At 69.2% G+C, this 13,552-nt stretch carries 10 protein-coding genes and 1 riboswitch; of the genes, 4 read left to right on the forward strand and 6 right to left on the reverse strand.

What is annotated here, in order from left to right:
- Nucleotides 1-83: 83 nt before the first annotated feature.
- Together HNR24_RS08495 and HNR24_RS08500 are read right to left on the reverse strand one after the other, a co-directional pair.
- Complete coding sequence (locus HNR24_RS08495) at nucleotides 84-2,687, reverse strand: MMPL family transporter (RefSeq protein ID WP_182495568.1); 2,604 nt, start codon at nucleotides 2,685-2,687, stop codon at nucleotides 84-86.
- A 93-nt stretch (nucleotides 2,688-2,780) separates the two neighbouring features.
- Nucleotides 2,781-3,416 carry a TetR/AcrR family transcriptional regulator gene (locus tag HNR24_RS08500; RefSeq protein ID WP_182495569.1) on the reverse strand — a complete coding sequence of 212 codons (636 nt, stop codon included), beginning with the start codon at nucleotides 3,414-3,416 and terminating at the stop codon, nucleotides 2,781-2,783.
- A gap of 77 nt (nucleotides 3,417-3,493) precedes the next feature.
- Between HNR24_RS08500 and HNR24_RS08505 the strand changes: the two genes are divergently transcribed.
- Entirely contained in the window at nucleotides 3,494-5,107 is a 1,614-nt protein-coding gene (locus HNR24_RS08505; RefSeq protein WP_182495570.1) for an anthranilate synthase component I family protein, read from the forward strand.
- Between the two features lie 162 nt (nucleotides 5,108-5,269).
- On the opposite strand, the gene HNR24_RS08510 is transcribed toward HNR24_RS08505, so the two are convergent.
- A complete protein-coding gene (locus tag HNR24_RS08510; RefSeq protein WP_182495571.1) occupies nucleotides 5,270-6,160 on the reverse strand; it encodes a hypothetical protein in 891 nt (296 codons plus the stop codon).
- 92 nt (nucleotides 6,161-6,252) lie between these two features.
- A complete protein-coding gene (gene cls / locus HNR24_RS08515) occupies nucleotides 6,253-7,743 on the reverse strand; it encodes a cardiolipin synthase (protein ID WP_182495572.1) in 1,491 nt (496 codons plus the stop codon).
- A gap of 89 nt (nucleotides 7,744-7,832) precedes the next feature.
- Between cls and HNR24_RS08520 the strand changes: the two genes are divergently transcribed.
- Nucleotides 7,833-8,789: an aminodeoxychorismate lyase gene (locus HNR24_RS08520; RefSeq protein WP_058888112.1), complete on the forward strand. Its 957-nt coding sequence runs from the start codon at nucleotides 7,833-7,835 to the stop codon at nucleotides 8,787-8,789.
- Between the two features lie 84 nt (nucleotides 8,790-8,873).
- Here HNR24_RS08520 and HNR24_RS08525 read toward each other — a convergent pair whose 3' ends face one another.
- Together HNR24_RS08525 and HNR24_RS08530 are read right to left on the reverse strand one after the other, a co-directional pair.
- Nucleotides 8,874-9,698, reverse strand: coding sequence for a carbon-nitrogen hydrolase family protein (locus tag HNR24_RS08525; RefSeq protein ID WP_182495573.1), 825 nt, complete (start codon nucleotides 9,696-9,698; stop codon nucleotides 8,874-8,876).
- A gap of 3 nt (nucleotides 9,699-9,701) precedes the next feature.
- Entirely contained in the window at nucleotides 9,702-9,971 is a 270-nt protein-coding gene (locus tag HNR24_RS08530; protein WP_058888110.1) for a DUF4235 domain-containing protein, read from the reverse strand.
- Between the two features lie 57 nt (nucleotides 9,972-10,028).
- Nucleotides 10,029-10,174: riboswitch (TPP riboswitch) on the forward strand.
- 71 nt (nucleotides 10,175-10,245) lie between these two features.
- Between HNR24_RS08530 and HNR24_RS08535 the strand changes: the two genes are divergently transcribed.
- On the forward strand, nucleotides 10,246-10,911 hold the full coding sequence (locus HNR24_RS08535; protein ID WP_083504698.1) for an ECF transporter S component: 666 nt from the start codon (nucleotides 10,246-10,248) through the stop codon (nucleotides 10,909-10,911).
- A 67-nt stretch (nucleotides 10,912-10,978) separates the two neighbouring features.
- Nucleotides 10,979-13,441 (forward strand): ATP-binding cassette domain-containing protein, encoded by a 2,463-nt coding sequence (locus HNR24_RS08540; protein ID WP_182496140.1) that lies wholly within the window; start codon nucleotides 10,979-10,981, stop codon nucleotides 13,439-13,441.
- The last annotated feature ends 111 nt before the right edge of the window (nucleotides 13,442-13,552 follow it).

Genomic DNA, 13,552 nt, shown 5'->3' on the forward strand with positions numbered 1-13,552 from the left:
GGCCCTGCCAGGACCGGACAGGCGATCACATAGAGTCGCCCGGCACCGCATTGCGGTGCCGGGCGACTCTATATGCGGATCGATCAGCGCGTGTGCGCAGGCTGCTTCTTGTCCCCCAGCGGCTCGATCCCATCAGAGGAGCTGGCGGGATCACTGACGACCTCGCGCTCAAGCTGAGCGCCTTCGACATCGACGTCTGGGATCAGGCGATCCAGCCACCTGGGCAGCCACCAGGCGGCGGGCCCAGCCAGGTGAAGCAGCGCCGGCACCAGCAGCAGTCGAACCACAAAGGCATCCAGCAGCACTCCCACGGAGAGCCCCAGGCCCATCGAGGCGATCATCGGATCATCGGTGAACACGAAGCCGGCGAACACCGAGGCCATGATCAGGGCTGCTGCGGTGACCACCGAGCGTCCGGCATGCAGGCCCTGGCGCACGGCCAGCCGCGGCGCGGAGCCGTGGGCGTAGGCCTCGCGCATCCCGGAGGCGGTGAAGAGCTGATAATCCATCGCCAGCCCGAACAGGATGCCGACCATCAGCACCGGCAGGAAGGTCAGGACCGGGCCCGGCGTCGTGACGCCGAAGACGTCACTGAGCCAGCCCCACTGGAACACCGCGACCACGATGCCCACAGCGGCCGCAAAGGACCCGACGAAGCCCAGCGTCGCGATCACCGGGAGCAGGATCGAGCGGAACACCATGATCATCAGCAGCAGCGAGAGCCCGATGACCAGGGCCAGGTACAGCGGCAGCGCATCGGAGATGACATCTGACATGTCGATCTGCGCCGCCGTCATCCCCGCCACAGAGAGCTGGACATCGGCAGCATCCGTGCCGGCGAGCGGGTTACCGTCGCGGAACTCATGCACCAGGTTCTCGGTGGACTCCGCGGCGGGCCCTTCCTCGGGAATGACCTGGAAGACCCCGAGCGTGTTGTCCTCGTTCAGCGCGGCGGGCACGGCTGCGGCGATGTTCTGATTCTCCAGCAGCGCGGTGCCGATCTCGATCTGATACTCCTGCGCCTGGGTCTCGTCGAGACCTTCGGGCAGATCGGCGAGGACCAGGAGCGGTCCGTTGACCCCCTGGCCGAAGGCCTCCTCGGTGGCGGTGTAGGCCTGGTAGGAGGCCGAGTCTTCGGCATTGGAGCTGGCATCGGGAAGTCCCAGGCGCAGATCGAAGGTCGGGATGGAGAGCACGCCGAGTCCGATCAGCGCCGCAGCGGCGATGCCGATCGCCTTGCCATGGCCCATCTGGGTGGTGATCTCCTTGCTGCGACGCTCACCGATGCGGCGGCGTTCCTTGCGGGCGAGGATCCGACGGCCCACCAGGGCAAGCATGGCCGGGGTCATGGTCACCGCCATGAGCACCGCGATGGCCACACAGGCGGCGGCGACGCTGCCCATCAGGGCCAGGAACGGCAGCCCGGTGACGTTCAGCGCCAGCAGCGCGATCACCACGGTGGCCCCGGCGAAGACCACGGCGTTGCCCGCTGTGCCGGTGGCCAGCGCGATCGACTTGTGGATCGCCATGCCGTCCTTCAGCTGCCGGCGGTGCCGGTGGATGATGAACAGCGAGTAGTCGATGCCCACGGCCAGGCCCAGCATGAGACCCAGGATCGGGGTCATCGACATCATCTCGACGACGCCGGAGAGCGCCAGTGCGCCGGCGACGCCGACACCGACGCCGATCAGGGCGTTGAGCAGCGGCAGTCCTGCGCCGATGAGTGTGCCGAGCATGATCAGCAGCACCGCTGCGGCGATCATCAGACCGATCAGCTCGGCGATAGAGAACAGGTGCGGGAGCTCGAAGTCCAGGTCCCCGCCGGGCAGCGCCTCGACGCCGTCGATCTCTGCCTCGGTGATCGCCTCGGAGACGGTCGCCAGGTCCTCGGCCCCGATGCTCTCCATGGGCTCGGTGAAGTTGATCATCAGCACCGCGACGTCGCCGTCCTCAGAGACCACCTGGGCCCCGGAGGAGAGCTCCAGCAGCGCGGCGCCGCGCTCGAGCTCCTCGGCGGCGGCGGTGAGCTCGTCCTCGCCGGAGTTCAGCTCCTCCTCCCCGGCCTCGAGCTCCTGCTGCGCGGCCTCAAGCTCGGCGCGGCTGGCGTCGAGCTCTGCCTGCTGCGCGTCGAACTGGGCCACGGCGGCGTCATAGATGCCCTGCTCCTGAGCATCGGCGATGGCCGCGTCGAGCTGCTCCTGGCCCGCATCGACCTGCTCGAGCCCGGACTCGATCTCCTCGCGGCCGGAGTCCAGCTCTTCGCGGTTGGTCTCGAGCTCCTGGCGGCCGGACTCAAGCTCCTCCTCACCCGAGGAGATCTCGCTGCGCGCGTCAGCGATCTGGTCCTCGGTGGCGAAGGGATCGGTGACGCCGCTGACGATGTCCTCGGTCTCGAGCTCCTCGATGAACTGCGCGACCTGCTCCTCCTGCTCCGCGGTGACCGGCTCGCCGTCCTCGGTGCGGAGCAGCGCCGAGGCGTTGCCGCCGCCGGAGTCCGGCATCTCCTCGGCCAGGCGATCCGCGACCGCGGTGGTCTCCAGGTCAGGAAGCGTGATCTGATCCGTCAGCTGTCCGCCGAAGGCGAGGAAGGAGCTGACGGCGAGGGCGAGCATGGCGAACCAGGCTGCCACGACGGTCTTGGCTCGGCGCGCGGAGAGCAGGCCGAGGCGATAAAGGAGCTTTGCCATGACACGATCATAAACGGAACGCGGCGTCTCGAAATTCTCTGCCGGGTTTGTGAAGCGGGTTTGTGAAGCAGGTCTGCGACCAGGCTCAGCGGATCAAGGGCGGTCGGTTCCCGCCTCGGGACGCAGCAGCCCGGTCAGGACGACGTCGACCAGGCTCTCCGCCCAGCCCCGGCTGGGGGCGGAGCCGATGAGCATCCGGAAGATCAGTGGGTCTCCGATCGCGGAGGCCGCCGCGGCGATGTCCACGCCCTCGCGAAGCTCACCGGCCCGCTCGGCCTCGCGGAGCCGCTCCGCGAGCAGCCCGTGATCCCACATGCTCGCCTGCTGCAGCAGGCGCTCCGTTCCAGGATCACCCTGGAGCCCGGCCGCCACGAGGCTGCGCGCCATCCCGACATGGGTCTCCCGGAAGGCTTCGACGATCATGCCGCGGATCCAGGTCAGGCAGTCCGCGCGCAGGTCACCGGTGGAGGGCATGGGGACCAGCTCGATCTCGGCGTCCCCGGTGAGCATCAACTCCAGCACCACGGCCGCCTTGGACTTCCACCAGCGATAGATGGTCTGCTTGCTCACCCCCGCCTCCGAGGCGATGGCCTCCACGGTGAGCTCCTCATAGGGGCTCGCACGGAGCAGCCGTGCCGTGGCGTCCAGGACCGCCTGGTGGGAGGCTTCGCTGCGCGGACGTCCCCGTCGCGGTTCTACGATCTCGGACCGCTGTGCCTCAGATGACATGGGCGACATCGTAGCGCGCCGAGACGCGCCCCGGGCCTGTGCCATCCTTGATCCATGACCGCTGCACCGGGGACCCCATGAGGGCTGCGCCGAGAAGCCGGCTGCTGGACCTTGACGAGCTGCTCGCCCGAGCCGGGGGCAGCGCCGGCGGAGTCCCGGACGGCATCACCGAGGATCTTGCGGCACGGCTCTTCGCTGCGCTGACCTCCCAGCTGCCGGGTGTCCCCGCCGCACTGTTGGAGAGCAGCGATCACGCCCGGACCACGCAGCCAGCCCGCAGCGCACACAGCATCTTGGCCTTCTCCTTCGGGACTCAGGCGGCGACGGTGAGCCACTCGCGGGGGCAGATGAGGGTGCGGGCCGACGGCGGAACCACCCGGCACCGGCAGCCCTTCTTCGACTGGCTCGCGGAGAACTGGCAGATCAGTCAGGGGTTCGGCGGCCCAGCACAGGCCGACGCTCCCCGGTTCGCACTCGGCTGGGTGGGCTGGCTGGGCTATGAGCTCAAGCGCGAAGCAGGCTCCCCCGACCCGATCGAGGATCCCACCGAGCCGACCGAGAGTGCCTCCCGGTCCGGCGATCTCCCCTCGGAGGAGGCCAGCCTGTTCCGCGCCACCCACGCCGTGGTCATTCATCATCACCGGGGGCAGCTGGAGCTTCAGTGCCTGGAGGCGGAGACGATGGGCGACTGGGAGGAGCGGGTGACCGGGTCCCTGGCAGGACTCCCGCGACGCCCCGCTGCGCCGGACGGGTCGGAGGGGTCGGAGCACCCCGATGCCGGGGACGCAGCGCCAGAGCAGCGCGGTGTTCTCCGTGAGGCTGCGGTCCGGGATTCCCGCAGCGCCTACCTTGCCGCGATCGTGCAGGCCAAGCGGGAGATCACCGCCGGAAACAGCTACGAGATCTGCCTGACCACCGCGATCACTGGAACTCTGACGCCGGGCAGCGCGCGCGGCGTCGAGGTGTTCTCGGCGCTGCGCGCTCGGAACCGGGCGCCCTTCACGGCGTTCCTGAGCATCGGGGAGACCGAGATCCTCTCCACCTCACCGGAGCGTTTCCTGAGCATCAGCTCCAGCGGCAGGGTGCGTTCGGAGCCGATCAAGGGCACCAGACCGCGCGGGTCCACCGAGGCGCAGGACCAGGCGCTGGTGGAGGATCTGCGCACCCACCCGAAGGATCGTGCCGAGAACGTGATGATCGCGGACCTGGTCCGCAACGACCTCTCGATCCACGCCGTGCCGGGGAGTCTGCGCACAGAGCGGCTCTGCGCCGTGGAGACCTACCCCACGGTGCACCAGCTGGTCTCCACGATCAGTGCACAGCTGCCGAAGCACACCTCCCGGGCGCGGGTCGTGGCCGATGCCTTCCCCCCGGGCTCGATGACCGGGGCGCCGAAGATCTCCACGATGGAGATCCTGCAACGGCTGGAGACCGGTGCCCGCGGGCCCTACTCGGGAGTGGCAGGGTACTTCAGCCTCAACGGCGCCTCGGACCTGGCGGTGCTCATCCGCACGGTCGTGCTCAGCGGCTCACCAGAGGCGCGCCGCTTCCACCTGGGGCTGGGCGGGGCGATCACCGCCGATTCGGAGCCCGCCGAGGAATGGGAAGAGGTGCGCACCAAGTCACGTGGCGTGCTGCAGGCCCTCGGGGCGCCGTTCCCCGAGCCAGCCGCCGCCCACCGGGAGGGGTGAGACGCACTGGCCGCACCGGCGCTGCTCAGCGCGGCCGGTCGAGGTTGCCGTGCTGCCGCGGGCTGCCGCTCGGCGCCGCCGCACTGCCACCAGCACTGCGCGCCGGTGTTGCTCGCCGCGCCGGTGTTGCTCGTCGCGCCGGTGTTGCTCGTCGCGCCGGTGTTACTCCCCGCGCTGGTGGTCAAAGGTGGCGAGCTTCTTCGCCTGCAGCTCCACGATGGCATCGAAGGTCTCGGCGTCCATATTCGCCGCGCTGACCATCAGCAGGTGCCTGCCGTAGTCCATGCTTGCCGAGAACCCGAGGACCTCCACCACGGACTCACCGTCGTGGACCTCCATGTCCAGCTCCAGGCCTCGGAAATCATGAGCCTCATAGGCCTCGAAGTCCACCGAATCGGTCTCGCCGCGCAGCGGCTGCGCGGTGCAGGCCTCGATGACCCGGTCCCAGATGGCCCCCGAGTCCGGCGACTCCTCAAGACCGAGCATCCAGACGTAGAGGCTCTCGGTGCGATCACCGAGCTCGTGCTGGTACTCCTGGACGACGCCGAGCTCTGGCCGCTCCCCGATCAGATCGGCGTTGATCCGGTCCATGGCGGAGGCACACTCCCCCTCGCCGAAGCTCTCGGTGTACACCTCGGCGGCGACTCCGAGCTGGTTCTGGAAGAAGTCCAGCCCGGTGAGCGTGGAGTGGCGGTCCGGGGTGAAGGGCAGCTCCGACTGGGTGAGCAGGATCTGTGAGATCTCGCGCTGGGTGAGCAGCTCCTGGGGCTCCGGCTCGGCCGAGGCCTCGCTGCCCGATTCGTCCTGGTCTGCGTCGTCGCCGCCTTCCGGGGAACTTCCGGACTCAGGACTCCCGGACCCAGGACTTCCAGACTCAGGACTCTCGGCTGGCAGGGAGCTCGCGGCGGCGGCATCCTGCGCGGGCTGCGGGTCCTCGGCGCCGGGCGAGCACGCAGTAATGGTCAGTGTCGCGGCGGCGAGGACGGCCAGGAGACGCGTGGTTCGGGTCGCGGAGGGCGCGGCTCGGCGGGAGCTCGAACGCAATCCGATCATGTTTCCTCAGGTCTCATCGGCACAGGTGAACGGGCCGAAGCCAGCGCTCCGGGATCCTGGGCAGAGAGTATATAGCCTCCTGGCGGAGGGCTCTACTGCAGGCCCGAGGTCAGCCGGAACGTATTGTCGAGGTACCGCACGTGCCAGGGCCTGCGCGCCCACTCCTTCTGGTCCAGCTCGGTGGAGAGCAGCAGGTATCGGGTGAAGACCTCCTCGATCTCGGCGACCTTGGCGACGTCGACGATCATCAGGGTGACTTCGAGGTTCAGCGAGAACGAGCGCATATCCATGTTCGAGGAGCCCAGCACCGCGACGTGTTCGTCGATGATCATGAATTTGGCGTGGAGCACATCAGGGTCCGGGTAGCGGAAGATGCGCACCCCCGCTTCGAGCAGGATCTGGTAGTAGGACTGCTGAGCATGTTGGACGGTGAACTGGTCGGCCTTCTTCGAGACCAGCACCATCACCTCCACGTCGCGGTGCGCGGCATTGGTCAGCGCGTAGAGCAGCGAGTCGTCGGGGACCAGATACGGCGTGGAGATGATGATCCGGTCCGTGGCCTGATAGATCAGATCGTTGAAGAGCCTCAGATTGTTCTCATCCGGGAACCCCGGTCCGGAGGGGACCACCTGGACCAGGGAGCCCCCGGATGAGGCTTCGTCGGCCTCCAGGTCCACCAGCAGCTTCTCGCCGAGGTTCTCGTTCGTCTCGGCGTACCAGTCCGAGGCGAAGACGATGTCCAGCCCGGTCACCGCCGGACCGGTGAGCACGACGTTGAGCTCCACCCAGTGGCGACCCATGCGCACCGCCGCCGGGCGCTGGTAGTGCGGTTCGATCAGGTTCGTGGAGCCGGTCAGCGCGGTGAGACCGTCGATGACGACGATCTTGCGGTGATTGCGCAGGTCAAGCCGGGAGAAGCGACGACGCAGCGGGCGGATCGGCAGCACCCGGTGCCATTCGATCTTGGACCGGCGCAGCCTGCGCTTGAGCCGGCGGTAGCCCTTGACCCGGGACGTCCCGAGGTGGTCGTAGAGGAAGCGCACCTTGACCCCGCGCTCCGCGGCGCGCTCCATCGCATCCAGGACCGGTCCACTGAACTCGGGGTCATCGCCGACGATGTAGAAGAGCACGTGGACGTATTCCCGAGCCTCATCGATCTGATCGACCAGCCAGGTGAACGTTGCCCGGTAATCCGTGATCAGCGTGAGCTGGTTGCCCTCCTGGATGGGGAAGGCTCCGAGATTGCGGTTGAGCACGACGGTGGCGCTGAGCTGTTCGTGCTCGCGCAGCTGGTCCGAGAGCTCCATCTGGCTGGTCGCCTCCAGCAGCGCCTCGTTCATCCTGCGCTGCCGCTCCTGGCGACGCGAGGAGAGCTTGCTGCGGCCCAGGAGCAGGAAGAGCGGCAGGCCCACCGCGGGGATGAAGAAGATCGCCAGCAGCCAGGCCATGGCCGTGTTGGGGCGTCGATTTGACGGGATGATCCCGATCACTGCCACCCGGACGCCGACCTCGAACACCAGGATGATCAGGAAGATCCACTGCGGGAGGTCGTCGAGTCCCAACCCGCTGAATGGCCACAGCACCGCATCCCCCCGTCCTTCCCTGCTTAAGCCTACTTGGTCCGTCCCGCACCCTCGCACCCGGTGCGCCGCACAGCGGCTAGGCTGTAGTCATGGCTGAGCACTTTCGTGATGACTCTGTGGCCGCCGTCGCCGTACGGATCGACGCCGAACACCCCCACGGTGCGGTCTTTGACCCGCACCAGCCCCAGCTGCGGGTCACCGACCTCGGTGCCATTCGCGGGGATGGGATATTCGAGACCATGTTCGCCGTCAATGGGACGCCACGAAAGCTCGATGCCCACCTGGCACGGCTGCGTCGCTCCGCGGCCATCCTCGACATCGGCGTCCCGCCTGCGGAATCCTGGGAGGCGGCGGTCGGACTGGGCCTTGAGGAATACCGCGCCCGGGGCGGGGTGCCCGAGGAGCTGGCGATCAAGCTGGTGGCCACCCGTGGGGTGGAGAACGAACCAGCCTCTGAGGACCCGGCCTTCGCCGGCACCTATTGGCTGATGCTGACCCCGGTGGCCGAGAGCATGCGCGCCAACCGCGGGAAGCCGCTGGCCGTGACGCTGCTGGACCGCGGATACGACTCCACGGCCGCAGAGCGCGCGCCCTGGCTGGTGCTCGGCGCCAAGACGTTGAGCTACGCGGTGAACATGGCGGCGCTGCGTCACGCCGAGGCCGGAGGCTTCGACGACGTCATCTTCACCACCTCCGACGGCCAGGTCCTCGAGGGCCCCACTTCCACCGTGCTGATCGCCCGGGCGGGGGGCGAGGGCGAGCCCCCGACCCTGATCACCCCGGTGCTGGAGACCGGCATCCTGCCCGGCACCACACAGGGCGCCATCTTCACCGCCGCGGAACGAGCCGGGTGGAAGCTCGGCTACGGCCCGCTCACCCCGGAAGACCTGCGGGCAGCAGACCATGTCTGGCTGCTCTCCTCGGTCCGACTCGCCGCCCCGGTGAATCGGATCGATGAGCACGAGCTCGCCGTGGACCCGGAGCTCACCGCGCAGCTGAACAGCTTCCTGGACCAGGACCTCCCGGTGAACCACCCGACGGACTGACGTCCCAGTTCGCGCGCATGCGCAGACTGTGCGGGCGCAGACGCAGACCGCGCATGCGTCAGCACAAAGCGGGCGGGCGTCGGCTCAGAGCGGGCGGGCGTTCTGCAGCACCGGAACCAGCTCTCGGGTCCGGCTGACCACGTCCACGTCCACCTCCGCGAGCAGCAGCTCCGGCGCCGCCTGGGCCTCGCTCAGCGGAACTCCCAGCGGTGAGACGATCATGGAATGCCCCACCCCGGTAGGAGCTCCCGGCACCGCATCCACGCCGGCTGCAGCAGGATCTGCCTGCCCGCAGGCAAGGATGTACTGGGTGGAGTCCAGCGCCCTGGCCTGGGCAAGCAGCCGCCACTGCGCGAGCTTGCCCTCCCCGGCGCCCCAGGAGGCCGGCACCAGGGTCACATGGGCGCCCGAACGGGCGTGGGCGGTGAACAGGTTCGGGAAGCGGATGTCATAGCAGGTCGCCAGCCCGAAGGTGACCCCGTCGACCTGGAACTGCGCCGGACTGCGGCCCGGCTGGACGCCGTCGGACTCCTTGAAGCCGAAGGCGTCGTAGAGGTGGATCTTGTCGTAGGCGACGTCGACCTCCATCTCGGAGCCGGTCGGGCCCACCGCGATCAGCGTGTTGACCACCCGGGGGCGGCCATCGGCGCTGGGCACTCCCGGGGTGAACATACCTGCGACGATCACGATCTGCGACTCCCGCGCGATGGCGCGGACCTGCTCGGCCCAGGGGCCGGTGACCGGCTCCGCGACCTCGGCGAGCGAATGCCCGAAGGCGCGCTGAGCGGCCTCGGGGAAGACCACGACGCGCGCCCCGGCCTGCGCGGCGCGCTGCGCGTAGTCGCGGATCAGCTCGAGATTGGCGTCCGGGTCCGGGCCGGTGGTGACCTGCGCAGCAGCTAAGAGCATCGATCAGACCTCCGCGCGGTCCCCGACCTTCTTGCGCAGCTTCTTCACCGTGGAGCTCGCGCCGCGCTGGGAGAGCACCTGCACGGTGGCCGAGACGGCGGCGGAGCCGATCGAGAAGGCCAGCGCGCGCTTGAGCGTCATCTCATCGTTGGCCACCCGCGGAGCGTCGTCGCCGGTGGCCTGCTTCCACACGAAGTCGAAGATGCGGGTCGCGACGAAGCCGCCGGCCAGTGAGATGCCAAGGGCCATGCCCTTGTCCAGAAGCTTGTCCACGGGGTTCTCCTCAGGTGGTGGGTCGGTGTCCTGGTGTTACTCTAGTGCACGTCATTTGAGACACGACAGGGGAGCACCCCTCGACGGAATGCCTGGCCGGAAGGCCAGCACCGCGTCGGCAGGGTGCTGAGAGTGGGCTGAAGGCCCAGACCCTCGCACCTGATCAGGTTAGGACCTGCGAAGGAAGTCGAGAATCTTCACTCGGATGCTCATGCTGCGGCGCGAGCCTCCCTCCTGCGTGCTCTTGGTCCGCCCCCACTCAGGGAGAAGCATCATGAGCAGCAGCCAGCACGCAACCTCCTCCGCCCGCAGCGGCACCGCCCACTCCCCCGCCCGGTCCTGGCGCTGGTCGGTCTCTGACATCGTGGTCGCCTCGGTGCTCGCCGTCGCCTCGGGGGTGATCTTCTGGGGCTGGAACCTCAGCTACCACCTGATCGGCAACCTCTTCGTCTTCTACCCGCCGGTGGAGACCCTGGTCCACGGGATGTGGCTGTTTCCCGCCGTCCTGGGTGCCCTGGTGATCCGCAAGCCTGGTGCCGCGATCTACTGCGAGATGGTCGCCGCGGCGGTCTCGGCGCTGCTCGGCTCGCAGTGGGGACTCACGGTGCTCTCCTCCGGCTTCATGCAGGGCCTCGGCGCGGAGCTGATCTTCCTGGCGGTGGCCTACCGCCGGTTCTCGCTGGAGTTCGCGATGCTCGCCGGGGCCGCCTCCGGACTGACTGGTGGGATCACCTATCACTGGATCGTGCCGATGTACGCCTACGCACCGGTCGAGACGGCCATCCACATCAGCTGCTTCGCGCTCTCCGGAGCGATCATCGCCGGGATCATCCCCTGGCTCGCAACCCGCGGGCTCGCGGCAGCCTCGGTGCTGGGACCGCTGGCCTCTCGCCGAGCCCACCGGGAGCCGCGGCTGAGCCTCGGGCGCTCCCGTGGGTGAGCCCGCAGGCCGCCCTGTACGTGACCACCCTGTACGTGACCACCCGGCCCCCGAGGCTGCACCGGGGCTGACGGCGACATCCCCGGGGCACCGGGAACGCGGGGTGGCCGTCACCGCGCAGCGTTGGTCCTGGACGCATTCCGAACGCCCGCATCCCGCGGTGAAGGACCTGGACCTGCGCATCCAGCCAGGCGAGAAGGTGCTTCTGGCCGGACCCTCGGGTGCTGGGAAGTCCACGCTGCTCCACGCGCTGGCCGGGGTGCTCCACGACGAGGAGGCTGAGGCCCACGGTACGCTCCTGCTCGACGGGGTCCCTCCCGAGAAGGCCCGAGGCAGGGCCGGCCTGATGCAGCAGGACCCGGAGTCTCAGGTCGTGCTCTCCCGGCTCGGCGACGACGTGGCCTTCGCCGCCGAGAACCTCTCGGTGCCCAGGGAGCAGATCTGGCAGCGGGTCCAGGCCGCGCTCAGCGATGTCGGCCTGCAGGAGCTCGGACTGGATCATCCCAGTGCGAAGCTCTCCGGGGGCCAGAAGCAGCGGCTGGCCCTGGCCGGGATCCTGGCCATGCGTCCAGGTCTGCTGCTGCTGGATGAACCCACTGCGAACCTGGATCCCGAGGGTGTGCGGCAGGTCCGTGACGCGGTGCTCGCCGCCGCTGCCGCCACCGGAGCCACGGTGATCCTGGTGGAGCATCGGCTCGAGGTCTGGGCGGAGCATATGGACACCCTGCTCATCCTGGAGACCGGAGGCGGCATCCGAGGACGACGACGCGCCGGTGACATCTTCACCGATGCGCCGCTGCGCGAGGAGCTGGGCGAGATGGGGCTCTGGGTGCCCGGCCGGGACCCGCTGCAGGGGCTGCCCCCGTGGCGGCAGGGATCCCGCGACCACCACGACGGCGCAGGTCAGCACGACGCAGCACCCGGCATGGAGCATCGAGCTGAGCCGAGCGCCGCAGAGAAGGGCGAGCCGCTGCTGCTGGCTCAGGGGCTCGCGGTCGGGCGCCACTCCCCCAAGGCCGGCTGGCGGCGGGCGCACCCCGCTCCACCGACGTTGACGGATCTCGACCTGGTGATCCGCCGGGGTCAGAGCGTGGGCATCACCGGCGCGAACGGCGCGGGAAAGTCCACGCTGCTGCTCACCCTGGCGGGCCTGCTCCCAGCGCATGCCGGCGGTGTCTCCGCCACGACGGAACTCACCGGCAGCGGACCCGGTGCGCTGGGCACCACGGACCCGCACCAGTGGCGCTCGGCGGAGCTGATCGCCCGGATCGGGGTGGTCTTCCAGGAGCCGGAGCACCAGTTCGTGCGCAGCACCGTGCGCGAGGAGCTCGCCCTGGGGGCCGAGCAGGCACGGGTGCCCGGCGGCACGGATCGGCTCTTCTCCGAGCAGCAGGTCCAGGAGCGGGTCGCTGAGCTGCTGGAGAGGCTGGGACTCACCGAGCTCGCCGAGGCCAACCCGTTCACCCTTTCCGGCGGGGAGAAGCGGCGACTCTCGGTCGGCACGGTGCTCTCGGCGGGACCGGAGGTGCTGATGCTCGATGAGCCCACCTTCGGTCAGGATGCCCGCACCTTCGCCGAGCTGATCTTGCTGCTGCGCGAGCATCTCGACTCCGGGGGGACGGTGTTGGCAGTCACCCATGATGCGGCCTTCCTGCGCGGGGTCGACGCCAGAGAGCTGAACATCCAGGCCCCTGACTCGGGCGGGCCGGCAGACCCTCCGCGTTCCGAGGCCCCCGGTGGGGAGCTCTTCGGGGCGCAGCGCTCGCTGTCCTGGCTGGGGCGGCGCAACGCGCTGGCGAAGCTTCTGGCGGTCTTCCTGATCACTGCGGCACTGGTGATGACCATCGATGTGGTCAGCTCCGGCGTCGTCATCCTGGCCAGCCTCGCGCTGCTGCCGCTGGCCGGGATCCGACCGGCGGGCTTCCTGCGGCGGATCTGGCCCTTTGCTCTCGGCGCGCTGGTGGCGGCCTGGGGCACTGCGATCGCCTCTGAGGAGTCCGGGCCGGTGGTCGCTGATCTCGGGTTCACCACGATCAGCGAGGGATCGATCGCCCTGGGGCTTGCACTGGGGGCGCGCGCCTTCGCGATCGTGCTGCCCTCGGTGATCGTCTTCTCCACCACAGACCCGACAGACCTCGCGGACTCCCTGGCGCAGCAGCTGCGACTGCCGGCTCGATTCGTGCTCGGGGCGCTGGCGGCGATGCGGCTGCTGGGGCTTCTCGCCGAGCATTGGACCACTCTCGGGCACGCCCGACGGGCCCGCGGAGTCACCGCGCAGGGAGGTCTCTTCCGGCGCATGCGCAGCACGGCCTCGCAGGGGTTCGGGCTGCTGGTCCAGGCCATCCGACTGGCCACCCGGCTCGCAGTGACCATGGAGTCTCGCGGGTTCGGCGCCGGAGCGCGCAGCTGGGCTCGTCCGGCACGATTCAGCCTGGCCGATGCCCCGGTGATCCTCGGCGGCGCCGCGATCGGGGCGCTGGCCGTGGGCGCGGCGATCCTCAGCGGCACCTGGAACCTGGTCTGGACCTGAGCCGCCCCGCCTGCGCTGACCTGCCTGCGCCGACCTGCCTGCGCCGACCTGCCTGCGCCGACCTGCCTGCGCCGACCTGCCTGCGGCGGACCCTCGCCGGTCCTCGGTGAA

The organism is Nesterenkonia sandarakina (assembly GCF_014138825.1).
GTDB lineage: Bacteria > Actinomycetota > Actinomycetes > Actinomycetales > Micrococcaceae > Nesterenkonia > Nesterenkonia sandarakina.

Coding starts and splice junctions, on each gene's coding strand:
- HNR24_RS08495 (WP_182495568.1), bottom strand. CDS start 2,687: ATGGCAAAGCTCCTTTATCGCCTCGGCCTGCTCTCCGCGCGCCGAGCC.
- HNR24_RS08500 (WP_182495569.1), bottom strand. CDS start 3,416: ATGTCATCTGAGGCACAGCGGTCCGAGATCGTAGAACCGCGACGGGGA.
- HNR24_RS08505 (WP_182495570.1), top strand. CDS start 3,494: ATGAGGGCTGCGCCGAGAAGCCGGCTGCTGGACCTTGACGAGCTGCTC.
- HNR24_RS08510 (WP_182495571.1), bottom strand. CDS start 6,160: ATGATCGGATTGCGTTCGAGCTCCCGCCGAGCCGCGCCCTCCGCGACC.
- HNR24_RS08520 (WP_058888112.1), top strand. CDS start 7,833: ATGGCTGAGCACTTTCGTGATGACTCTGTGGCCGCCGTCGCCGTACGG.
- HNR24_RS08525 (WP_182495573.1), bottom strand. CDS start 9,698: ATGCTCTTAGCTGCTGCGCAGGTCACCACCGGCCCGGACCCGGACGCC.
- HNR24_RS08535 (WP_083504698.1), top strand. CDS start 10,246: ATGAGCAGCAGCCAGCACGCAACCTCCTCCGCCCGCAGCGGCACCGCC.